This is a genomic window from Baekduia sp., assembly GCF_035318805.1.
Taxonomy (GTDB): Bacteria; Actinomycetota; Thermoleophilia; order Solirubrobacterales; family Solirubrobacteraceae; genus Baekduia.
Genome location: NZ_DATHDY010000101.1, coordinates 9,679 through 32,084, shown reverse-complemented (window position 1 = coordinate 32,084; position 22,406 = coordinate 9,679). Strand labels below are relative to the sequence as shown.

At 74.8% G+C, this 22,406-nt stretch carries 19 protein-coding genes; 6 read left to right on the top strand and 13 right to left on the bottom strand.

What is annotated here, in order from left to right; all coding sequences use genetic code 11:
* Positions 1 to 19: 19 nt before the first annotated feature.
* The 3 genes from VK501_RS21690 to VK501_RS21680 form a co-directional block, all read right to left on the bottom strand.
* Complete coding sequence (locus VK501_RS21690) at positions 20 to 730, bottom strand: DUF2461 domain-containing protein (RefSeq protein ID WP_324341125.1); 711 nt, start codon at positions 728 to 730, stop codon at positions 20 to 22.
* A 630-nt stretch (positions 731 to 1,360) separates the two neighbouring features.
* Complete coding sequence (locus tag VK501_RS21685) at positions 1,361 to 2,422, bottom strand: DNA topoisomerase IB (protein WP_324341123.1); 1,062 nt, start codon at positions 2,420 to 2,422, stop codon at positions 1,361 to 1,363.
* On the bottom strand, positions 2,419 to 2,739 hold the full coding sequence (locus VK501_RS21680) for a hypothetical protein (protein ID WP_324341121.1): 321 nt from the start codon (positions 2,737 to 2,739) through the stop codon (positions 2,419 to 2,421). Before VK501_RS21680 ends, VK501_RS21685 begins: the two co-directional genes overlap by 4 nt.
* 108 nt (positions 2,740 to 2,847) lie before the next feature.
* Here VK501_RS21680 and VK501_RS21675 point away from each other — a divergent pair, with 108 nt between their 5' ends.
* On the top strand, positions 2,848 to 3,264 hold the full coding sequence (locus tag VK501_RS21675; protein ID WP_324341119.1) for a YkvA family protein: 417 nt from the start codon (positions 2,848 to 2,850) through the stop codon (positions 3,262 to 3,264).
* 22 nt (positions 3,265 to 3,286) lie between these two features.
* On the opposite strand, the gene VK501_RS21670 is transcribed toward VK501_RS21675, so the two are convergent.
* Positions 3,287 to 4,093 carry a FliA/WhiG family RNA polymerase sigma factor gene (locus tag VK501_RS21670; RefSeq protein ID WP_324341117.1) on the bottom strand — a complete coding sequence of 269 codons (807 nt, stop codon included), beginning with the start codon at positions 4,091 to 4,093 and terminating at the stop codon, positions 3,287 to 3,289.
* Positions 4,094 to 4,262: 169 nt separating this feature from the next.
* Between VK501_RS21670 and VK501_RS21665 the strand changes: the two genes are divergently transcribed.
* Both VK501_RS21665 and VK501_RS21660 read left to right on the top strand, forming a co-directional pair.
* Entirely contained in the window at positions 4,263 to 5,225 is a 963-nt protein-coding gene (locus tag VK501_RS21665) for an ATP-binding cassette domain-containing protein (protein WP_324341115.1), read from the top strand.
* Positions 5,222 to 6,076 carry an ABC transporter permease gene (locus VK501_RS21660; RefSeq protein WP_324341113.1) on the top strand — a complete coding sequence of 285 codons (855 nt, stop codon included), beginning with the start codon at positions 5,222 to 5,224 and terminating at the stop codon, positions 6,074 to 6,076. The genes VK501_RS21665 and VK501_RS21660 overlap by 4 nt, the downstream gene beginning before the upstream one ends.
* 8 nt (positions 6,077 to 6,084) lie before the next feature.
* Here VK501_RS21660 and VK501_RS21655 read toward each other — a convergent pair whose 3' ends face one another.
* A complete protein-coding gene (locus tag VK501_RS21655) occupies positions 6,085 to 6,666 on the bottom strand; it encodes a TetR/AcrR family transcriptional regulator (RefSeq protein WP_324341111.1) in 582 nt (193 codons plus the stop codon).
* Between VK501_RS21655 and VK501_RS21650 the strand changes: the two genes are divergently transcribed.
* The gene (locus VK501_RS21650; RefSeq protein WP_324341109.1) at positions 6,660 to 7,007 is read left to right on the top strand and encodes a hypothetical protein; all 348 of its coding nucleotides are present in this window, start codon (positions 6,660 to 6,662) and stop codon (positions 7,005 to 7,007) included. The two genes, VK501_RS21655 and VK501_RS21650, sit on opposite strands and share 7 nt — an antisense overlap.
* A gap of 7 nt (positions 7,008 to 7,014) precedes the next feature.
* Complete coding sequence (locus VK501_RS21645; protein ID WP_324341108.1) at positions 7,015 to 7,470, top strand: universal stress protein; 456 nt, start codon at positions 7,015 to 7,017, stop codon at positions 7,468 to 7,470.
* A gap of 3 nt (positions 7,471 to 7,473) precedes the next feature.
* Here VK501_RS21645 and VK501_RS21640 read toward each other — a convergent pair whose 3' ends face one another.
* Positions 7,474 to 7,767, bottom strand: coding sequence for a hypothetical protein (locus VK501_RS21640; protein ID WP_324341106.1), 294 nt, complete (start codon positions 7,765 to 7,767; stop codon positions 7,474 to 7,476).
* Between the two features lie 54 nt (positions 7,768 to 7,821).
* On the bottom strand, positions 7,822 to 9,261 hold the full coding sequence (locus VK501_RS21635) for a DHA2 family efflux MFS transporter permease subunit (protein WP_324341104.1): 1,440 nt from the start codon (positions 9,259 to 9,261) through the stop codon (positions 7,822 to 7,824).
* A gap of 69 nt (positions 9,262 to 9,330) precedes the next feature.
* On the opposite strand from VK501_RS21635, the gene VK501_RS21630 reads away from it, so the two are divergent.
* A complete protein-coding gene (locus VK501_RS21630) occupies positions 9,331 to 10,284 on the top strand; it encodes an RNA polymerase subunit sigma-70 (protein ID WP_324341102.1) in 954 nt (317 codons plus the stop codon).
* On the opposite strand, the gene VK501_RS21625 is transcribed toward VK501_RS21630, so the two are convergent.
* Genes VK501_RS21625 through recC form a run of 6 tightly spaced genes read right to left on the bottom strand, consistent with a single transcriptional unit; the run spans position 10,274 to position 22,366 of the window.
* Entirely contained in the window at positions 10,274 to 11,161 is an 888-nt protein-coding gene (locus VK501_RS21625; RefSeq protein WP_349261049.1) for a slipin family protein, read from the bottom strand. The genes VK501_RS21630 and VK501_RS21625 overlap by 11 nt on opposite strands.
* On the bottom strand, positions 11,161 to 11,634 hold the full coding sequence (locus VK501_RS21620; RefSeq protein WP_324341098.1) for an NfeD family protein: 474 nt from the start codon (positions 11,632 to 11,634) through the stop codon (positions 11,161 to 11,163). Before VK501_RS21620 ends, VK501_RS21625 begins: the two co-directional genes overlap by 1 nt.
* A 60-nt stretch (positions 11,635 to 11,694) precedes the next feature.
* On the bottom strand, positions 11,695 to 13,521 hold the full coding sequence (locus VK501_RS21615; RefSeq protein WP_324341096.1) for an FAD-binding oxidoreductase: 1,827 nt from the start codon (positions 13,519 to 13,521) through the stop codon (positions 11,695 to 11,697).
* A 15-nt stretch (positions 13,522 to 13,536) separates the two neighbouring features.
* The gene (gene recD / locus VK501_RS21610) at positions 13,537 to 15,462 is read right to left on the bottom strand and encodes an exodeoxyribonuclease V subunit alpha (RefSeq protein WP_324341094.1); all 1,926 of its coding nucleotides are present in this window, start codon (positions 15,460 to 15,462) and stop codon (positions 13,537 to 13,539) included.
* On the bottom strand, positions 15,459 to 18,917 hold the full coding sequence (locus VK501_RS21605) for a UvrD-helicase domain-containing protein (RefSeq protein ID WP_324341092.1): 3,459 nt from the start codon (positions 18,915 to 18,917) through the stop codon (positions 15,459 to 15,461). Before VK501_RS21605 ends, recD begins: the two co-directional genes overlap by 4 nt.
* A complete protein-coding gene (gene recC / locus VK501_RS21600) occupies positions 18,914 to 22,366 on the bottom strand; it encodes an exodeoxyribonuclease V subunit gamma (RefSeq protein ID WP_324341090.1) in 3,453 nt (1,150 codons plus the stop codon). Before recC ends, VK501_RS21605 begins: the two co-directional genes overlap by 4 nt.
* Positions 22,367 to 22,406: the final 40 nt, after the last annotated feature.

Sequence of the window (22,406 nt, the reverse complement as noted above, 5' to 3'; positions counted from 1 at the left end):
GGAACTCGTGCACCGCGACTCATCGGGCGCGCCGCGCGCCGTACCGCGACGGCGGTGGCGGTGCGTCGCTGGCGCCCACGTGGGCATCGAGCCAGGCGTTCAGCGGGCCGCACGCGTCCCAGACCGCGCGGGCGTGCGCGAGGGCGGTGTCGCGCGGGATGCCGCCGGCGTCCGGCGCGCGGCGGCCACCCGCGACGAGCGACTTATGGCGCAGCAGCGCGACCCGCGGATGGTCGCGCGGGTAGCCGCGCGGCGCGGTCTTCAGCGCCTCGCCGAAGAGCGCGACGCCGGCGTCGCGCGCGGTGGCGATCGCCCGCTCGAGCTCCGGGCCGGTGGCCTCGTCGGCGACCGCGGCGCGGAAGCGCCCGAGCTGGTCGGGCGCCAAGGCGTAGTAGCCGGTCCCGGCGAAGAGGCCGTCCTCGGAGACCTCCGCGTACAGCCCGGCGAGCGTGCCGGGCCGGTCGGAGATCAGGCCGTAGGTGCGCGTCTTGTACGGCGACTTGTCGGCCGAGAACCGCGTGTCGCGCTGCTGGCGGAAGACCTTCACGGCGCCGCCGCCGCCCAGCTCCGCGGCGAGCGCTTCGAGCATCGCTTCGAGCGCGCCGCGGACTGCGGCGTCGTAGGTCGTCCGCTGGGCGGTGAAGTACGACTTGGAGTTGTCGTCCCGGAGCCCGGCGAACCACGCGAACGCCTCGGGCGGGAACCCGGTGAACCGCTGCGGCTCGGGCATGGCGACAGTGTTCACCCTGGGGCGGCGGGTATTGCGGCTCGTGGCCCGTGGCCCGTGGCCCGTGGCGTCCCGCGCGGGCGTGGGCGGCGAGCGAGCGCCGTTCGGGGGCAGTGACGAGTGCGTGACCGGGGGCGCCGGCGCCTGGTGTCCTCCGCGGGCGGCGGGGTGGGAGTCGTTCGGGGCTGAACGGCTGACGGATGGCGGATAGGGGTCGAGATGCGACCCGTAATCGCCATCCGTCTTCGTCCGCCGCCGGCGAAAGGCACCTGGACGTTGAGATGCAACGGCTAGGTGCCGCTCGCCGGCCTCGGGCCGGCGGATGGCGTTTTCCCGTTGAGCTGCAACGTCAACTCGCCATCCGTCGCGCCGACTCGACCGTTCACGCCCGAACGACCCGTCCCACCAGCGCCCGCGGCAGACCGGCGGCGCCTGGGCCCGGTCGAACCTCCGTCGTCACTGCCCTCTCCAGCGCGCGCGCGGCACCGCCGAGGCCCGCACCGGGCGCCAACCACGCCAGCGCAACGACGCCCCCTCACAGCACCCCCAAGATCACCAACAACACCACCGTCCCCACCATCGACAGCACCAGCGACCCAATGCACCCGAGGTTGCTGGAGAAGAACAGGAACATCAGGCGGTCAGCAGGGTCCGGACGCGGTGTTCGACGTCTTCGCGTAGCGCGTCGCCGGGGACGTCGGTGGGCAGCTCGATCACGACGCCGTCGCCGCCGGACTCGATGCGCAGTGGCATGGGGGCGTCGGGCGTGCCGGCGGGCAGGTCGATCACGGTGCCCTGCTCGTAGGACGTGATGACGCGCGGATCGATGTAGGAGGCGCGGGCGACCGCCGGCGTGTTGCCCAGGGCGACGCTGACCTCGCGGACCGCGCGGTTGACCGTCCGCCGGCCGCCGGGCCGGCCCGATGCCTGCTCGCGGGCGAGGGCCACCGCGGCGAGCACCGTCGCGGCCCAGGTGCGGAACTCCTTGGCCGAGTACGGCCCCTGCGCCCAGCAACGGAGCGCGTTGTTGACGTCGGAGGCCGTGACGCGGTGCCAGCCGCCGGCGCCGCGGTGGGCCAGCAGCTCGAGCGGCTCGCCGCGGCGGCGGCACAGCGGCGCGATCGCCACCACGGTCTCCGGGTCGCGCACCGTCATGCGCCGCCGCTTGCCCTGCTTGGCGATGTAGTCGAACTGCGCCGCATCGTCGAGGAGCCTGACCTGCTCGCGCCGCAGCGTCGTGAGCCCGACGTGGCCGTTGTCGCGCGCGTAGCGGTCCCAGCCGACGCGGAAGAGCCCGACGTCCAGCAGCCGGATCGCGAGCGCCAGCGCGCGCTCGCGCGAGACGCCGTCGGCGCCGAGCTGCTCGTGCGCGGTCCGCCGCAGTTGCGGCAGCGCCGCGGCGAAGTCCAACATGTCGTCGAACTTGACCTCGTCGCGCCGGCGGCGCCACTCGGGGTGGTACAGGTACTGGCGCCGGCCCTTGCTGTCGAGGCCCGTGGCCTGCAGGTGCGTGTCGGGCCGCGGCGAGATCCAGACGTCGGTCCACGCCGGCGGGATGCGCAGCGCCTCGATCCGCGCGATCGTGTCGGGATCGGTCACCGGCGCGCCGGAGGCGTCGAGGTAGGCGAACCCCTTGCCGCGGCGCGTGCGCCGCAGGCCGGGCTCCCCGCCGTGGACGTGCACGAGCTCGGTCATACCTGGCGGCCAAGGTAGGCCGCCCCGCCCGCGCCGCAACCGCGGTCAGCTGCGCACCTTCTCCGGCACGACGAACACCGGCAGGTCGCTGAGGTGCAGCAGGCGGTGCGCGACGCTGCCGACCAGCAGGCCGCGACCACCGAGCGCCCGCGCGTGCCGACTGCGATCAGGTCCGCGCCCGCCTCGTGGGGGACGTCGAGGATCTTCGGCGCCGGCCCCCCGAGGACCGCCCGGTGGACGTCCACCGTCACGGCGAGGCCGAGCGCCCGCCGGGCTCCGTCGGACCCGTCATGGCCGACCACGATCACCTTGAACATGTGCCCTCCTCAGTCCCCGAGGAGAACGTCCTCGGGATCCGAGCCAGGCCGCCGGCCGGCCGGGACAAGGCGACCGTCGTCGATGCGCAGGTGGCATCCTGGCGTCCCATGAGCGTCGCGATCGCGATCATCGCCGGGCTGCTGGCCGGCTACGTCGCCCTCGTCGTCGCGCTGCTGCTCGCCGGCCCCAAGGGTCCACGGCTCGTCGAAGCCCTGCGGCTGCTGCCCGACCTGCTGCGCCTCGTCGCGCGCCTGGGCTCTGACCGCAGCCTCCCGCGGAGCGTCCGCGTCCGGCTCTGGCTGCTGCTCGCCTACCTCGCCATGCCGTTCGACCTCATCCCCGACTTCGTGCCGGTCCTCGGCTACGCCGACGACGTCATCGTCGTCAGCCTGGTCCTGCGAACGGTCGTGCGCCGCGCCGGCGCGGAGGACGTGCGCCGCCACTGGCCCGGGACCGATGACGGCCTCCGCGCCCTCGGGCGGCTCGTCGGTCTGGCGCTCACGCCCGCGACGCACCAGACCTGATCGCGGCGCCGAGCGCCCGGCCTCACCCCCAGGCCGACAAGACCTCGTCGGGCATGAGCGCGCCGACCTGCAGGACCGCCTTGGCGTGCATCTGGCAGACGCGCGACTCGGAGACGCCCAGGACGGTGCCGATCTCGAGGAAGGTCAGCTCCTGGTGGTAGCGCAGCCCGAGGACCACCTGGTCGCGAGCGGGCAGGCGCTCGATGGCCGCCGCGATGCGCTCGCGCAGGTCCTGCGCGTCGGCGCTGTCGGCGGGATCCACCGCGGCGGGGTCGGCCAGGGTCTCCAGCAGCGTCGGCTGGACGCCCTCGGCCCGTGCCAGGTTCCACGGCTTGTCCAGCGCGACGATCCGCGCGTCGGCCACGCGCTGCAGGGAGGCGTCGAGCTGGTCGGCATCCATGTCGAGCTGCTCGGCCAGCTCGGCGTCGGTCGGCAGCCGCTGCAGGCGCGTCGACAGGTCGGCCGTCGCCAGCTCGATCTCGCGCGCCTCGGCGCGCACGGTCCGCGGCACCCAGTCCAGCGCGCGCAGCTCGTCGAAGATCGCGCCCCGGATCCGCTGGCCGGCGTAGGTCTCGAACGTCGTGCCGCGCTCGGGCTCGAAGCGCTCGACCGCATCGATGAGGCCGCCGAGCCCGTAGGACACGAGGTCGGCGACGTCCACGTGCGGCGGCATGCGCGAGGCGATCCGGCCGGCCGCGTACTTCACGATCGGCGAATAGGCCAGGATGAGCTGGTCGCGGACGTCGCGGTTGCGCGTGGTCCGGTACCGCCGCCAGCGCTCGGAGAGGACGATGGTGTTGGAGGGCCGCGGCGCCTCTTCGAACGGCATCCGGCACCCACCTCGGTCATGGCGGCGCGGAGATCCCGGAGGGCCCGGCACTCCGACGAAACGCCCTTCAGGCTTGTGTCGACGGATCCACAACCCGGCTTGAGCGGTGCCACCGGACGTTCCCGCCGACCCGCGATGAGTTTCGCCGGACCCGTCAGTCTCTGATCGTGTGACCACCACCCTCGCCATCGAGGCCACCGGCCTCGTCAAGACCTTCGGAACGACCCGCGCCGTGGACGGCGTCGACCTCGCCGTCCCGCGCGGCTCCGTGTACGGCGTGCTCGGGCCCAACGGCGCCGGCAAGTCCACCACCATCCGTATGCTGGCCACGCTGCTGCACCCCGACGGCGGCACCGCCCGCGTGATGGGCCACGACGTCGTGGCCGAGGCCGACGAGGTCCGCGACCTGGTCAGCCTGACCGGGCAGCTCGCCTCGGTCGACGACGACCTCACCGGCCGCGAGAACCTCCTCCTCCTGGGCCGGCTGCTGGGCTACTCGACCAAGCCGGCCCGCGCCCGGGCCGACGAGCTGCTCGGCGCGTTCGGCCTCGAGGACGCGGCGACCAAGTTGGTGAAGAACTACTCGGGCGGCATGCGCCGCCGGCTCGACCTCGCCGCGTCCATCGTGGTCACCCCCGAGCTGATGTTCCTCGACGAGCCGACGACCGGCCTCGACCCGCGCTCGCGCAACCAGGTGTGGGACATCGTCCGCGCGCTCGTCGGCCTCGGCACCACGGTGCTGCTGTGCACGCAGTACCTCGACGAGGCTGACCAGCTCGCCGACCGGATCGCGGTGATCGACCGCGGCAAGGTGATCGCCGAGGGCACCCCCGGCTCGCTGAAGACATCGGTCGGACAGGGGGCGCTGCACGTCCGCCTGCTCGACCCCGAGCAGCGCGACGAGGCACGCCGCGTGCTCGCCCGCGTGCTCGACGACGAGCCGCACACCGCCGCCGACCCGTCCGCGCTGTCGGTGCCGGTCGGCGACGGCGACCGGGCCTCGGAGGCGATCGCCGAGCTGTCGCGCACCGGCATCGGGCTCGCCGGCTTCTCGCTCGCCCAACCCAGCCTGGACGAGGTGTTCCTGGCCCTGACGGGTCACCCCGCCGAGGAGGAGGCCGACGCCGCATGAGCACGTCCCCGACCACCCGCCCGTCGGAGTCCGACGTCGCGCCCGACGCGGCGCGGCTCCACGCCGCGCTCTCCTCCAGCGCCCGCCCGCCGCGTCCGGGGCCGCTGTCGGCCGCGCTGACCTTCGGGTGGCGCGGCATGCTCAAGATCAAGCACGTGCCCGAGCAGCTGCTCGACGTGACCATCACGCCGGTGCTGTTCCTGTTGATGTTCACCTACCTGTTCGGCGGCGCGGTCGCCGGCTCGACGAGCGAGTACCTGCAGTACATCCTGCCGGGCATCCTCGTGCAGTCGGTGCTGTTCACCTGCGTCTACTCGGGCGTGGCCCTGAACACCGACGTCACCAAGGGCGTCGTCGACCGCTTCCGCTCGCTGCCGATCTGGCGGCCCGCGCCGCTCGTCGGCGCCGTGCTCGGCGACAGCGTGCGCTTCGTCCTCGCGTCGACGGTCGTCGTGCTGGTGGGGCTGATCATGGGCTTCCGGCCCGACAACGGCGTGGCCGGCGTCGTCGCGGCGATGGCGCTCGTCGTCGTCTTCGCGTTCGCGCTGTCGTGGGTGTTCACCACGATCGGCCTGGTGCTGCGCTCGCCGAGCGCCGTGATGAACACGGGCTTCATGGCGCTGTTCCCGCTGATCTTCCTGAGCAACATCTTCGTCGCGCCGAGCTCGCTGCCGGAGTGGCTGGAGGCGTTCGTCGACGTCAACCCGATCTCCCATCTGGTCCGCGCGACGCGCGAGCTGATGGACGGCGGCGCCGAGGCCGCCCACGTCGCGCTCGTCTTCGGCGAGGCGGCGGCGCTGACGGCGATCTTCGCGCCGCTCACCGTGCGGCTGTACCGCGGGCGCGGCTGAGCGACGCGTCAGTCGACGCCCGACAACGCCTCGGCCACCGGGCCGAGCACGTCGAGGACTTCGGTCAGCGACGCGCCGGCCAGCTCGGGCAGCGTGCCGCTGGCGCGGGTGAGCGAGACGCCCATCGCCAGCGCGACGAGCAGCTCGGCGCGCAGCCGCGCGTCGGCGGCGCCCCGCGCCTCCAGCGCCGCGGTCAGCGGCTCGACGACGCGGCGGCCGACGACCGCGCGCACCTGCTCGCGCATGTCGTCGGTGAGGGTCGGATCGGCCATCGCGCGCGGCACCGGCCCGATGCCCTGCTCGGCGGAGCGGGCGAGCATCGTCTCCAGCGCGTCGCGCAGGTCGGTCGGCAGCGGCGCCCGGTCGTCCTGCGCCATCGCCGCGAGGTACAGGCCCTCCTTGCTGCCGAAGTACCGGGCGATCAGCGCGGGGTCGATGCCCGCGCGCTCGCCGATGTCGCGGACGGTCGCGGCGTCGTAGCCGCGCTCGTCGAACAGCACGCCGGCGGCGTGCAGCAGGGCCTGCCGGCTGGCACGGGCGTCGTGGCGTCGCCGGCTCGGCTTGCTAGAATTGTCAACAGCTGATGACATCGCCCGCTGACACTACCACCCCGGCGTCGGCGCATGGCGATCCCCACCGCCAGCACTACGGGCTGACGTTCGCCGTCCTGGCCCTCGCCGGCGCCATCTTCCCCATCGGCGGCGGCCTGGGCATCGTCCTGGACGGCCCGATCGTGGACGCGTTCTCCTACCATTGGCTCTTCTGGTTCCCATTGGTCCTCGTGATGATCGCCACGGTGATGACCATCATCTTCATGCCCGAGTCGCCGGTGAAGGTCCCGGGCCGCATCAACTGGGCCGGCGCCGCGCTGCTGTCGGCGTGGCTGGTGTGCCTGCTGGTCGCCCAGACCCTGGCGACGGACGCCGCCTGAGCGAGCGATGGGCTGCTACCACCGGATCCTCGTGGCGGTCGACGGGTCACCGGACGCGGAGGCCGCGCTGCGCCACGCGACGACGCTGGCGCGCGACCAGCACGCGCAGCTCATCCTGCTCACGGTGGTCCCGGCGGCGCCGCCGCAGCTCGTGACGGTCGCCGGGGCGACCGAGCTGATCGACCTCGAGGCGACGTTCGCGCACACGCTGCGCGCGGCCGCGGACGGGCTGCCGCAGGACGTCGGCGTCGAGACGCGGCTCTGCCACGGCTCCCCGGCGCGCCGCATCCTCGAGGTCGCCCGCGACGCGCGCTGCGACCTGGTGGTCATGGGCTTCCACGGTCACGGCCGGCTGCACCACGCGCTCGTCGGATCGGTGTCACGCAGCGTCCTGCACGACAGCCCGCTGCCGGTGCTGCTCATGCGGGCCGGGAAGCCCGAGCCCGTCGGTGAGCCGGCGTAGACGCTAGATCCGCAGGTCGACCGCGACCTCGTAGGTCTCGACCGACGTCCGGTGGCCCACGTCGTCGGTGCTCGGGTTCATGTCGTTGAGCGCCGCGTCGCCCTGGCGCAGGTCCTCCTCGGTCTCGAACAGCGCGACCGCCATGCTGCGACCCGTCTCGGGATCGATGAGCATCATGAAGCCCTTGGCGGGCACCCCCGGCGGCGGCCCCGCGTCGGACTCGGCGTTGATCTCGTCGGCGGAACGGCGGAGCGCGTCGCCCTCCGCGCCTTCCCACTTCGCCACGCGTGCGTACATCGGGTTCGTCCCTTCGCTCGGGACCGCCGACGCTACGCCGGCCGCGAGACCCAGTCAATCGCTGCCGGCCGGCACGGCGCTCGCCTCGACGAGGGGCCGCGTGGCCGTGACCGCGCTCCCCCGTTCGCGGCGACGGCGCGGGACGCCCAGGCCCACGACGGCGCCCGTCAGCGCCAGTGCGGCCGACGCCGCGATCGCGGGCGTGAAGCCGTCGGTGAACGCCTGGGCCGAGGCGTAGCCGCCGCCGCCCGCGAAGACCGCGACGGCGATCGCGATGCCGAAGACGCCGCCGAGCTCCCGCACCGTGCTGTTGATGCCGGTGGCCGTGCCCAGGTCGTCGGAGCGCACGGCGTTGACGACGGCGTTCTGCGCGGACGGCAGGGCCATCGACACGCCGCATCCGGCGACCATCAACGCCGGGACCAGCTCGCCGTAGGCCATGCCGGGATCGGCGATGAGCGCGATCCACCCCATGCCCGCCGCCTGCAGGGCCAGCCCGCCGACGAGGAACGGGCGCTCGCCATAGCGGTCGACGAGCACGCCGGCCAGCGGCGCGACGAAGAACAGCGTGCCGGTCCACGGCAGCAGCCGCAGGCCGGTCGCCATGGGCCCGTAGCCGAGGCCGGTCTGGAGGAACTGCGCGAGGAAGAACACGGCGGCGAACAGCGAGGCGAGCGTGAGGAACATCGCGCCGTTGCCCGCCGAGAAGGCGCGCGATCGGAAGAGCGTCAGCGGCAGCATCGGCGCGGGGGTGCGCGCCTCGTAGGCCACGAACGCGCCGAGCAGCAGCACGCCGGCGCTCAGCGAGGCCACCACCTCCGCGCTGCCCCATCCGGCGCCGTTGCCGCGCACCAGACCCCACACGATCCCGAGCGCCGCCGTCGTGATCAGCGCGAGGCCGGGCAGGTCCAGCGCCCGCCGGACGCGCGCGCTCTCGGGGATCCGGGCGAGCACGAGCGGGACGGCGAGCAGCCCGATCGGCACGTTGATCCAGAAGATCCACTGCCAGGCCACGCCCTCGGCGACGGCACCGCCGATCACCGGCCCGCTGGCCACAGCCAGGCCGGTCAGCCCCTGCAGCGCGCCCATCGCCGCGCCGCGGCGCTCCGGCGGGAACGCCGCCCCGACGAGCGCCAGCGCCAGCGGCAGCACGAAGGCCGCCGCCGCGCCCTGGACGGCGCGGGCGGCGATGAGCGCGCCGGTCCCCGGCGCCAGCGCGCACGCGGCGGACGCCAGGGCGAACCCGAGCACGCCGGCGGCGAACAGGCGCCGGCGCCCGAAGCGCTCGCCGAGCGCCGACGCGGTCATCAGCAGCACCGCGAAGCTCAGGTTGTAGGCGTTGACGGTCCACTCGAGCTCCTCGATGCTCGCACCGAGGTCGTGCCGGATCGTGGTCAACGCGGTCGACACCACGAGGGTGTCCAAGGCCACCATGAAGGAGGCGACGGCCGCGAGGCCCAGGACCCAGCGTTGCGTGCGCTTGTCGTCGGTCATGTCCGGTTGGACCGGCGGCGCCGCGCAGATCCATCGATGAGTTCGGGGCGCCGGCGGGGTCTAACGCACATGGCCTCCCTCACGGTCGACATCGCCGACCAGCGCGCGCTGGTGGCGGCAGCCCAGGCCGGCGACGAGCGGGCGTTCCGCGCGCTGGTCGAGCCGTACGGCCGCGCGCTGGAGGTCCACTGCTACCGGATGCTCGGCTCGCTGCACGACGCGCAGGACGTCGCGCAGGAGACGCTGCTGCGCGCCTGGCGGGCGCTCGACCGCTTCGAGCGGCGCGCGTCGGTCCAGACGTGGCTCTACCGGATCGCCACCAACGCCTGCCTCGACGAGCTCGAGCGCCGCCCGCGCCGCCCCGAGCCCACCGTGGACCCGTATCCCGACGAGCGCCTCGAGCCGGACGCCGCGGTCCCCCACGCTGACCCGGCCGCGCGCTACGCCCTCCGCGAGGGCATGGAGCTCGCGTTGCTGACCGCCATCCAGCGCCTGCCCGGGCGCCAGCGCGCGGTCCTGATCCTGCGCGACGTGCTCGGGTGGACGAGCCAGGAGACCGCCGAGTTGCTCGACTCCACGGTCGCCGCCGTCAACAGCGCGCTGCAGCGCGCACGCGCGACGATCGAGCAGGTGGTGCCCGCGCGATCGGCGGCGCCGCGGCGCGAGACCGAGCGCGAGCTGCTGCGCCGCTACGTCGACGCCTGGCAGCGCGCGGACATGGACGCGCTGGTCGCGCTGCTGCGCGAGGACGCCGTGCTGTCGATGCCGCCGCAGCCGTCGATCGCCGGGGCGGCCGCGATCGCCGCGTTCTTCGCCACGCGCGCCTGCGGCGGCCCCCGGCCGCTGGTCGCCCGCGCCACCTGGGCCAACGGCCGGCCCGCGGTCGCGCTGAGCGAGCCGGGTGCGAGCGGCCGCCTTCACCGCCTGCTGGTCCTCGACGTCGACGCTCAGGCCGGCCTCGTCGCGACCCTGCACGCCCATGGCGACGCGGCGGTGCTGGCGGCGTTCGCCGCTAGGGGCTGACCGGGCCCCGATCACGCGCCGTCGCGGTCCCCCGGTTCAGCGCTGCACTTCCCCAGGCCGCCTCCTCGAGGCGCGCCGGGTCGGTCTGCTCGGGCTCGTCGGCCTCCCCGGCGGCGGCGGCGCCCGCGGCCGCGGGCACGAGGCGCTGCAGGATGTCGACGGGCAGCGGGAAGACGATCGTCGAGCTCTGGTTGCTGCTGACCTCGATCAGCGTCTGCAGGTAGCGCAGCTGGATGGTGACCGGGTTGCGGCTGATCACGTCGGCGGCGTCGTGGAGCCGTGCCGCGGCCTGGAACTCGCCCTCGGCGTTGATGATCTTCGCGCGCCGCTCGCGCTCGGCCTCGGCCTGGCGCGCCATCGCGTGCTGCATGCGCTCGGGGATCTCCACGTCCTTGATCTCGACCGTGCTGACCTTCACGCCCCACGGCTCGGTCTGGTCGTCGATGATCTGCTGGAGGTGCTCGTTGAGGCGCTCGCGCTCGGCCAGCAGCGCGTCGAGCTCGGCCTTGCCGAGCACCGAGCGCAGCGTCGTCTGCGCGATCTGCGAGGTCGCGGCGAGGACGTTCTCGATCTCCACCACCGACCGGTTCGGGTCGATGACCCGGTAGTACGTGACCGCGGTGACGCGCGCCGGCACGTTGTCGCGGGTGATGATCTCCTGCGCCGGGATGTTCAGCGTCACCGTGCGCAGGCTCACCCGCACCATCCGATCGACCGCGGGGATCAGGAAGATGATCCCCGGCCCGCGCTGCCCGGTGAGCCGGCCGAGCCGGAACACCACGGCGCGCTCGTACTCGCGCAGCACGCGGACCGACGCGCCGGCGAGCACCGCGGCGGCGACGAGCAGGACGAGCAGGGCCACGACGACGGCGACGATCATGCGATCAGCTCCCATTCCTCGGCGGGGCGGACCGACAGCGTCAGCCCGTCCACGCGTTCCACGACGACGGCATCGCCCTCGTGCAGCGGCACGGCGTCGTCGACGTCGCCCCAGGATCGGCGCGCGCGCCACAGCGCGCCGCCGACGAAGACCTGCCCGGCGGGCTCGCTCCAGCCGCGGACCGTGCCGACCGACCCGCACAGGCTCTCGGCGCCCGACCGGATGCGCCCGTGCTGGGCGCCAGCCACCTTGCGCGTCACGAGGAGCGCCCAGCCGACGGTCGCCAGGCCGAGCCCGACGGCGACCGGGACCGCCAGCGCGGCGCCGCCACCCAGTGCGGCGATGACGAGGATTCCGCCGGCGATCAGGGCCACGCCGCCGGACACGCCGAAGACGCCGCCGGGCACGTGGGCCTCGGCGACCACCAGCATGGCGCCGATCAGCAGAAGCGCGAACCCGAGGGTGGTCATGTCGATGTCTCCTGACCACCGACGATACGCCTGCACGGCGCGAGCGCATAGGGCCGTGCGTCACCGCGTGGTCGCGGCGGGCTTCTCGGCGCCCACGATCTTGCCCGGATTGAGGTTCGCTCCGGGATCGACGCTGTGCAACAGCGCCCGGATCATCGTGACGCCCGGAGCCGAGACGTCCTGCTCGAGCCACGGCGCGTGCTCGGTGCCGACCGCGTGATGGTGCGAGAGCGTCGCGCCGCAGTCCACGAACGCCTGCTGGATCGCGGCCTTGATCGCCGCGTAGTCCTCCAGGCCGTCGCGGCCGGGTGCCGGCTGGAAGGCGAAGGTGAAGTACAGGCAGGCGCCCGAGTGGTAGGAGTGCGACAGGTGGCTCATGACGTAGCCCTTGACGCCGAGCGCGTCGAACCGGCCGCGCGCCGCGCCCATCACGTTGTCATACACCTCGGTCAGCCGGCTCCACGGCGCGGCGGTCTCCGACACGTCGGCCAGCGCGCCGCGGTCGAGCAGGTAGTCGCGGATGTAGGGCGTGTCGAACTTCTTCTGGTCGTACAGCTCCCCGGGGCCGCGGCCGATGCACACGCCGCCGTGCTCGCCGACGATCCGGCCGGTCAGCCTGCGCTGTGCGGTGACGTGCTGCTCGCTGCCCTCGTAGCCGATGAACGCGAGGCACATGGCGCTGACGTCGAAGCCGCGCCGGCGCTCCAGGAACTCGCGCAGCGCCCGGGACTTGACCCGATCGACGATCGAGCTCCCCTTCTTGGTGGCGAACGAGAACAGCGTCTCGGGCGCGTCGGACACGCGGGTGATCGACGGCGCGGCCTCGCTCGCGGCGATGTCACGCATCGCGGCCAGCCCGGCGCTCCAGTCGGGGAAGAGGTAGCCGAGGATCGTGCGCTGCTCGGGCAGCCGATGGACATGGACCGTCGCCTCGGTGATGATCCCCAGCCGCCCTTCGCTGCCGAGCACCATCTCGCGCACGCTGGGCCCGGTGGACGTCGCGGGGACCGGACGCACGGCGAGCATCCCGGCCGGGGTGACGACGCGCAGGCCGCGGGTGAGGTCGGCGACGTCGCCATACTTGTCTGACTGCATCCCCGACGAGCGCGTCGCGATCCAGCCGCCGAGCGTCGAGTGGGTGAAGCTGTCGGGGAAGTGCCCGAGCGTCCAGCCGCGCGCGTTGAGCTGCTGCTCGAGGCGCGGTCCGAAAACGCCGGACTGGACGCGCGCCAGGCGCGACGCCTCGTCGATCTCCAGCACGCGATCGAGACGCCCGAGGTCGAGCGAGATCACCGTGCGCGACTCGTCGTCGGGCACCTCGAGGCTGCCGGAGATGTTCGTGCCGCCACCGAACGGGATCACGACGGCGTCGGCGGCGAGGACCTCGCTCAGGACGGCCGCGATCTCGTCCTCGCCGGCCGGGCGCACCACGACGTCGGGCACGCGCCCGATCTCGCCGCGGCGATGGCGGACGAGGTCGCGCAGGCTCTTGCCGCGCGCGTGCGTGACGCGGTCCAGCCCGTCGATCGAGACGTGGGCGGCGCCGACGGCCTGCTCCAGCGCGGCGAGGAGCTCGGGCTCCAGCGTGGGCTCGGGGACGTCGAGGTCGGCGAACCGCGCCGGGGGCGTCGAGACGTGCGCGAGGTCCAGGCCGAGATGGCGCTCCAGGAACGGTCCGAGCGCCGGCTTGTCCTGCGCCGTGAACCGGACGTCCTCGTCTCCCCACCCCGACCACTTCATACCGGCCATGCCCGCCCCGCCTCCTGTCGCCGTTGCGGCGACGATAGCTGGCGCGGCCCCGGCGCTCATCTTCAGCGCGCCGCCGTCGCCCGGCCGGGCCGTCCCGGTCACCGTGCACGTCTGCGCTGCCGTGTTGCCGGTCGCCATCGGGTCCGAGCGTGGTCACGTCGCCCACAGCCGCGTGCGCAGCCCCGACGCCCGCGCCGCCGGCCGTGCCACCGCGGCGCGGATCGCGTCCTCGGTGCCGACCACGATCAGCTGCCGGCGCGCGCGGGTCACGGCGGTGTAGAGCAGCTCGCGGGTCAGGATCCTGGACGTCGCGGGCGGCACGACGACCGCGGCGGTCTGGAACTGCGAGCCCTGGCTCTTGTGGACCGTCATGGCGTACACGGTCTCCACCGAGCCCAGCTGGTTGGGGCGGACGAGGGACACGCCGCCGCGACGCTCGAACGCGGCCATGACGCGGCCGCCGGCCATGGCGACCACGACGCCCGTGTCGCCGTTGAAGAGGTTCAAGTCATAGTCGTTGGCGGTGACCAGCAGCGGGCGGCCGGGGTAGTCGCGCGCCGGCCCCGCGGCCGCCGCGATCTCGGGCGCGAGCCAGCGCTGCACCGCCGGCATCCAGGTCGACACGCCGTACGGGCCGCGCCGGTGGGCGCACAGCAGGCGGAACGTGCCGAGCGCGTCGAGGGCTTCGCGCGCCCGTCCGTCGCGCGCGCTCGCGATGACGGCCCGCCCGGCGACCACCGCGGCGTCGCGCACCGGCGCCATCGTCGCGTCGCGGTGCTCCGCGGCAGCGTCGACCGGGATCCACGTCACGCCGTCGGCCCCTGCGCCGAGCGCCGCCACCACCGCATCGGCGTCGCCGCGCCGCACCGCGTCGGCGACCGCGGCGATGGCGCCGCCGAACCGGAAGACGCGATCGAGCACGACGATGCCGTCGCCGATCGCCAGGTCCTCCGCGGCGGGGTCGGCGGGGACGTCGGCGCCGGTCACGTCCGCCAGGCGCGCCCGGGACGCGGGGCGCATGAGCATCCGCGTGGTCGCCGGGCCGACGACGTCGCCCAGGACCGCCCCCGCCTCGATGGACGACAGCTGGTCGGGGTCGCCGACCAGCACGACCCGGGCGTCGGGCCGGACGGCCTCCAGCAGGCGGGCCATGAGCGTCAGCGACACCATCGACGTCTCGTCGACGACGATCACGTCGTGCGGCAGCCGGCTCCCGCGGTGATGGCGGAAGCGGCTGCGGCTGTCGGGGCGCCAGCCCAGGAGCCGATGGAGGGTCGACGCCGGGATCGACTGCAGTTGCCGGCGCACGGACTCGTCGACGTCCAGCGTCCCCGCCTGGTGGTTGACGGCCTCCTCCAGCCGCGCCGCCGCCTTGCCCGTCGGGGCGGCGAGCGCGACCAGCGGCGCGGACGCCCCCGTGGCCGCCGCCTGCTCGACCAGCAGCGCGACGATGCGCGCGACGGCCGACGTCTTGCCCGTGCCGGGACCGCCCGCCACCACCGACAGCCTCCGCAGGACGGCGGCAGCCGCGGCCATCGGCCCGCGCGCGTCGCCGGGTTCGTCGCCGTAGAGCCGGCGCAGCCCGGCGGCCAGGACGTCGAGCCGGACGCCGGTGAGCTCGTCGGCGCCACGCGCCCGCAGGTCGGCCGCGACCTGCCGCTCCTCGCGCCAGTAGCGGTCCAGGTACAGCGCCGTGCCGACGAGCCGCAGCGGGCGGTCGGCCGGGCCGCCGCCGTCGCCCACGGCGACCAGGGCGCACTCCGCCACCCGCGCGACCCATCCCTCGGCGTCGGGCCACGGCAGGCCGTCGAGGTCGACCGGCTCCTCGGTGTCCACGGCCACCGTCGTGCGGATGGTCGCGAGATCGACGAGGACGTGCCCGAGCCGCGGCGCGCGCACGGCAAGCGCGAGCGCGAGCAGCAGCGCGGGATCCTCGACGCCGCCCAGCGCGGCCAGGCGGCGCGCCACCTGGACGTCGGCCGACGAGATCACGCCCGCGTCGTTGAAGGCGCGCAACGGCGCGGGCGCGTCGCGGGCGAGCCGGACGTCGAACGGGTCGCGCTCGCGCAGCGAGGTCACGCGCGCGCCCCGCCGTCCAGGACGTCGCTGAGCGCCGTGAGCAGGCCGGCCGGCGGGCGCCACGCGAACACGCCACACGGCATGCCGTCGACGCGCGGCGTGCCCACGCCGGTCATCCCGCGCAGGAACAGGTACAGCACGGCGGGACGGTCCCGGTCGGCGTCGTAGCCGGGCATCCGCCAGCGCAGGTAGCGGTGCAGCGCGACGGCGTACAGCAGCGCCTGGAGGGCGTAGTGCGAGCGCTGCATCTCCTCGGCGAGCGCCGCCGGGCGATGGTGCCATGCGGTCAGCTCCTCGCCGGCAGCCGCGAGGCGGTTCGTCTTGTAGTCGATGATCGCGAACCGCGCGGCGCCGGCGGCCGGGTCGATCCGCGCCACGACGTCGATCGTGCCCGTCAGGTAGCCGCGCAGGTTGGCCTTCAACATGGGATCGTCGAGGCGGTCGGCGTAGCCGGCGAGCGGATCGCCCGCGCCGAGGTGCGCGCGCAGCACCGCGGCGATCGCGGCCAGCGTCAGCTCCCCCGTGGGCGCGTCGCCACCGACGAGCGGCAGTTCGAACGCGAGCTCGTCCAGGCGGTCGCCCCGGCCCAGATCGCGCAGACGCCGGTCGGCCACCAGCGGGCCGAGCGGCGTCTCGATCGCGGCGCGCAGCCCGTCGACCAACACGATGGGGTCGCCGATGTCGGTCGCGCGGCGACGCTGCGCGTCGGCGACGTGGCCGCCCAGCTCGGCGGCGAGGTCGGCCGCCGTGAAGTCCGCGGCGTCCAGCACGTGATGGACGAACGTGCCCACCCGGGTGCCGGCCGGCGTGGCCGACAGCGGCGCCGGGACCGCCCGCAGGGCCGCCGCGCCGGCGTCCTCGGCGTCCGCGCGGTCGGGGGGCGCGACGGGGCGCTCGGCCGGCGCGTCGTCGTCCCCCGCGGCCGCTTCGATCTCGCTGGCCACACGCGCCTCGTAGGCTCCCGCGGTGATCGAGCTGTAGGACATGCGACGCCAGCGGCCGTCGAGCGAGCGATCGAACGTAGCCGCCGTCAGGTCGGCGGCGGCCGGCTCCGCGGCCTTCCACCGCGCGTTCGGCGCGATGAGCGACCGCTCCAGCGCGATGGCGCCCGGCGCGGCGCGGGCGAGGGCCGCGAAGCGCTCGGACGCCGCCCCGGCGACCTCCCCGGCGTCCTTCCGGCGGCCCGATCCGGGCTGTTGCTCGGCGTCGTCGCCGAACACGAGGCGCCCGAGCGCCGACTCGCGGCTGGTGTACGAGCTGACCCACCAGACCACCGCCTGGTGCTTGGCGCGGGTCAGCGCGACGTAGGCCAGGCGCAGCTCCTCGCCGAGCTGCTCGTCCTTGTCCTTCGCCGCATGCTGGACGTACGCGGCGTCGCGGGCATCGAGCGAGACGTCGACGGTGCGGACGTCGCCGTGGTCGGCGTCGTGGTAGATCGCGGGCGACGGCTCGTTGGAGATCCAGAGCGGATCCCACAGGTACGGGCAGTAGACCACCGGGAACTCGAGGCCCTTGCTGCGATGCACGGTCAGCACCTGCACGGCCTCGGCGTCGGACTCCAGCCGGCGGGCACGGTCCTCGGCGCCCGCGTCGCGATCGTCGGTGGCCATCCGCCGGCGCAGCCATCCGGCCAGCGCGGTGATCCCGAGCCGGCCGTCGACGGCCGCGGCGTGCAGCAGCTCGCCGACGTGGCGCAGGTCGGTGAGGTCGCGCTCGCCGCCCAGCACCGCCAGCATCCGCTCGGGAAGCTGCTGCTGCACCGTGATGGCCTCCATCAACGTGGCGACGCCGTTGCGGCGCAGCACACCGGCCCACGTGTGCAGCCGCTGCTGCAGCGCGTCCCAGCGATCGTCGGTGGCCCCGGCGACGTCCTCGGTCGGCCACGCCAGGAACGGCGTGAGCGCGACGGCGCGCGCACGCGGGAGCGACTCGGGCCGCTCCAGCGCCTCGAGCAACCGCAGCCAGTCGCGCGCGGCGTCCGTCGCGAACACGCTGCCCGCGCCGTTGACGACCGCGGGGACCCCCACCATCTCCAGCGCGGCCTTGACGGCCCGGGCCTGGTCGTTCTTGCGCACCAGCACGGCGACGTCACCCGGGCCGAGCGTGACGTGGCCCAGCGACGTGCCATCCGGGCCGCGGGACTCCAGCTGCGCGCCCGAGGCGAGCAGCGCCGCGACGTCGGCCGCGACGTCGCCGGCGACGTGCTCGCGCGCGGAGGGCACCGACGAGAACCCCGTGGCCGTCTGCCGGACCGACGGGGTGCCGCGCGCCACCACCCGGATCCGCAGCGCGGTGTCGACCGGCGCGCCCGAGAGCCGCGGCGCCCGGTTGCCGTCGGCCGCGCGGACGGGGCGGTAGGCGATGTCCTCGTGGCCGAGTCGGGCGCCGCCGAACAGGGCGTCGTAGGCGTCGATCAGGTCCTGGTCGCTGCGCCAGTTGATCCCCAGGGTCGGCCGCGCGTCGGCCGCGCGCGCGGCGTCGAGGTAGGCGTACACGTCGGCGCCGCGGAACGCGTACACCGCCTGCTTGGGGTCGCCGATGAGCACCAGCGTGGTGCCCTCATGGGCGAACGCGCGCCGCATGATCGCCCACTGGTCGGGGTCGGTGTCCTGGAACTCGTCGACGAGCGCGACGCGGTAGCGCGCCCGCAGCCGCGCGGCGATCGCCGCGCCGCCCTCGCCCTCCAGCGTCGCGCGCAGCCGCGTCACGAGGTCGTCGTAGGTCATGAGCGCCAGGGCCCGCTTACGCCGGTCGAGCTCGGCCCGCGCGGTCTCCGCGAGGTCGTGGCGGATCTCCACCATGTCGCCGGCCGGCGCGGCCGGCGGCGCGATCGGGGCCGTCGGGTTGTCGACGGCCGCGCGCACGATTTCTCGCGCCTGCGCGCGGGCGAAGCCCGGCCCTCGGGTCAGGAAGTCGCGGACATACAGGTCGTCGACGACGTCCTCTACGAGGTCCCGCGCGTCCTCGCTGAACCGGTAGCCCCGGTCGAGGTCGCCGGCGACGCCAAGGCCTCCGAGGACCTCCTGGCAGAACCCGTGCGTGGTCGTGATCGTCGCCGCGTCGAAGTCGGCGAGGGCGATCGCGAGGCGGTCGCGGCGCGCCTCGACGTCGGCCCACGTGCCGCCGGCGAGCAGGCGCAGCAGCTCGTCGGCGCCGACGTGGCGCCGCAGCGCATCGCCGCCGGCCAGGGGATCGACTGCGGCCAGCGCCGCGTCGAGCGCCTGGCGCGCGACGGTGAGCCGCTGCCGCACACGGTCGCGCAGCTCGCCGGTCGCCAGCCGCGTGAACGTGACCAGCAGCAGCTGGTCCAGCGGCGTGCCCTCCGCGACGTAGCGCGTGGCCAGCGCGGCGATGGTGTAGGTCTTGCCCGTGCCCGCGCTCGCCTCCAGGACCGTGACGCCCTGTGGCAGCGGGCCGCAGACGTCGAAGTCGCTCGTACGGTCGGCGATGCTCATCGGTCCTCGAGCTGCTCGACGGCCAGAAGGCCGTCCCACAGGCGATGGGCGTAGCGACCCAGCCGCGTGGGCTGCGCGTCGCCGGCCCAGCCCGCGCCCGCCTCGTCGGCGCGCGGGGCCTGCGCCAGCAGCTCGTCGAACGGCTTGTCGACTCCCAGGACGCGCACGTGCTCGTCGTCGCGATCCTCGCGGGGCTTGTTGAAGCCCGAGGTCCAGGCCTCGCGCGCCCGGCCCTCGGCCGACCGGCCGCCGGCGGCGAACGCGGCCGACGTCTCGCAGTAGAGCGGGAGCGGCTCGCGCATCCCGCGGTCGTACAGGTCGACGAGCGTGGCGAGCTGCGCCAGCGCTCGCTCGCGGCGCAGCTCCGGCTCGCCGGCCGGCGCGGGCACGCGGGCGACGGTGACCTTCTTGTAGCGGGCGACGCCGCGCCGGGCACGCCCGACCGTCACCGCGGAGAAGCTCCGTTCCGGGAAGGCCGCGGTGAGCGCGAGCACGCGGGCCCACGCCCCCAGGCGCTGGCGGGCGCTCACCCGCGAGTAGGTCACCACCTGCACCACGTCGCCGGCGAGCCCGGCGACCGTGCCGCCGAGCGTCCGGCCGTCGTCCAGCGCGAGCCGCAGGTCGACCGAGTGGCGCTGCACCGAGAGGTCGATCGCCGCGTGCGCCGCGGCCAGCACGGCGTCGACCACGGGCTCGATGCCGCGCAGCGCGTCCGCCCCGATGGCGCCCGGCGGCAGCGCGCCGCGCGCCCGCTCGGCCGCGAGGGCGACGGCCTCGTCGGCGCCGGCGAGCCGCGCCTCGAGCAGGCGACCGCCGATGGCCCAGGTCGTCAGCCCGTCGAGCTCGACCGGCAGCCCGTCCTGGATCTCGTCGGCGCGGATGCCGGCGCCGATCCCGAGCCGCCCGCGCAGGAACGCGCGCACGGGGTGGCCGAGGAAGGCCACGAGCTCCTCGAGCTCGACCAGCGAGCGATCGACGGCGGGCAGCGGACCGCGCAGGAATGGCGGCCGGGGCGCGCGCTCGCCGACCAGCGCCCGGGCGCCCGCGAGCGTGACGGCGTCGAAGCTCCACGCCCGGGCCGCAACCAGCGCGCCGCGCTCGAAGTTGCGGGCGTCGAAGGGCTGCAGCGGATGGCGGATGACGACGCGGTCGCGTACGGCGCCGTCCGTCGCGACGCGCACCGTGCGCTCGACGACGTCGAGCAGCTCCCCCACCGGGGCCGCCGGCGACCGCGGCGCGTTCGTGCGTTCGTCGTTGCCGGTGTAGGTGATGATCAACCGGTCGGTGGCGGCCATCAGCGCGTCGAGCAGGATCTGGCGGTCCTCGGAGCGCGCGTCGCGATCCCCGATGTGGGGATCGTCGAGCAGCAGGTCGTCGCCGTCGCGTGGCGAACGGCGCGGGAAGACCGTGTCGTCGAGGCCGAGCAGGCAGACGACGCGGTGCGGCACCGACCGCATCGGCTGCAACGTGCACACCGTCAGGTGCCCGGTGCGGAAGTTCGCGCGCGTCGGCCGCCCGGCAAGGCGCGCTTCCAGCAGCGCCGCGACGTCGGCGGCGTCGAGCAGCGCGGGCGCGACCGTCCCGTCCGTGGTCGCCTCGTCCAGCACGTCGGCGAGGATGCGCTGCAGCTCGGAGCGCTGCCACGCGTCCCGCGGCGCCGGTGCCGTCAGGGCATCGGTGGCCTCCGCGATGGCGCGCGCCCACGCGTCGACCGGCTGCACCGCGCCGAAGGCGGCGACCGTCGCCTGCAGGCGATCGACGTACTCCGCGAAGCGGCCGGCCAGGTCGATGGCGGAGCTGTCGACGTCGTCGAACGGCAGCACCCCGGCGAGCAGGCGCGGCTCGTCCTCGGTCATCGCCACGCCCGTCAGCAGCCGGTCCAGACCCGCCCGCCACGTGCCCTGCGCGACGTCGTCCATCCGGAACGGCGCGCGGTGGGCGGCGTCGAAGCCCCAGCGCGCGCCGATCGCGGCGACCCACTCCTCGAGGCGGCTCATGTCTTCCTGGCCGAAGCGGAACCGCCGGCGCACGGGCTCGCGGTCGGCGAGGTCCAGGAGCTCGGACGCGGTGACGCGCGCGGTGGTCAGCTCCAGGAGCCGGGCCACGACGCCCAGGAGCGGGTTGGTCTCGCGCAAGGCGCGGTCGGCGAGGCGGACGCGCAGGCCGGGCGGGTGGGCGCCGGCGACGTGTGGGTCGCCGTCGCCGTCGCGTTCCAGGGGATCTCCGAGGTCGTCCCCCGCGCCGAACGTCGCCTGGATGAGCGGCGCGAACGTCTCGATGTCGGGACACATGACGATGACGTCGCGCGGCTCGAGCGACGGGTCGTCCTCGAGCGCGTGCAGGATCGCGTCGCGCAGCACCTCGACCTGACGGCCGGCGCCGTGGCAGGCGTGGATCTGGAGGCTGGTGTCGCCGGCGTCCAGGAGCGGCGCGTCCGGGCCGCCGGTGGGCATGCGGTCGGCGCGCACCTCGTCCTGGAGGCGCGCGAGCAGGCGGTCGCCGGCCGGCGAGTCGACGCCGTGGTGATCGTCGACCGCGGCGTCGCCGACGCGCGCCAGGCCCATCTGCAGCTCGCGGGCGTCGTGGCCCCAGGACGCCAGCAGCGGGTTGGCGGGCAGGAAGGCCGTGGCGAGCTTCGCGCGCGAGCGCGCGGGACCGTGCCGGTGCGCCGCGGCGGCGACGTGGCGCCACGAGGCGTCGGAGGGCTGCAACAGGAACAGGTGCACGTCGCGGCCGTCGGCCAGCGCCCGCAGGATCTCGAGGTGCCGGGTCGGCAGGCTGGTCAGGCCGAACAGCGAGACCCGCGGAGGCAGCGCCGCCAGCTCCGGGTCGACCACCAGGCGCTCGCACGCCGAGGCCAGCCGCTCCACGGGTCCCGGCCGGCCGATCCGCTCGCGCAGCCGGCGCCACAGCTCGGCCTGCCAGCGGTCGTGGGGCTGGAGCGTCCGTGCCGAGCCGTCGTCGTCGAGGCCGTCGTGCCAGGCCTGCAGCAGCGGCGGGCGGAAGCGGGCGTAGCGGTCGTACAGGCCGGCGAGGTGCCGGACGGAGCGAAACCGCCGGGAGCGGTCGCCGCGGTGCTGGTCGAGATGGGCCGCGAGGCGCTCGAGCCACGGCGCGCCGAGGTTCGCGTCGACGACCTCCAGCAGCGGCCAGACGGCGCGCTGCGGCAGCCACGGATCCTCGTCGGGGTCGAACCCGGACGCGGCCGCCACGACCTCGTCGACGAGCCGCCGCGGCGAGGGGAACACGACGTTCGCGCAGATCCCATCCGCCCGGCCGGCGGTGACGCCGAGCCGGCCCGACAGCCGCTGGGTCAGCCACCGCTCGACCCCCCGCGTCGGAACGGCGACGACCTCCTGCGCAAACGGATCGGCCAGCGGCACACCGAGCACCTCGGCGAGCGCGCCGATCAGGCGATCTGCGCGATCAGCGCGATGGAGGTGCAACACGGGAGGACCTCAGGATAGGTTCGGGGCCGGACGGATGACG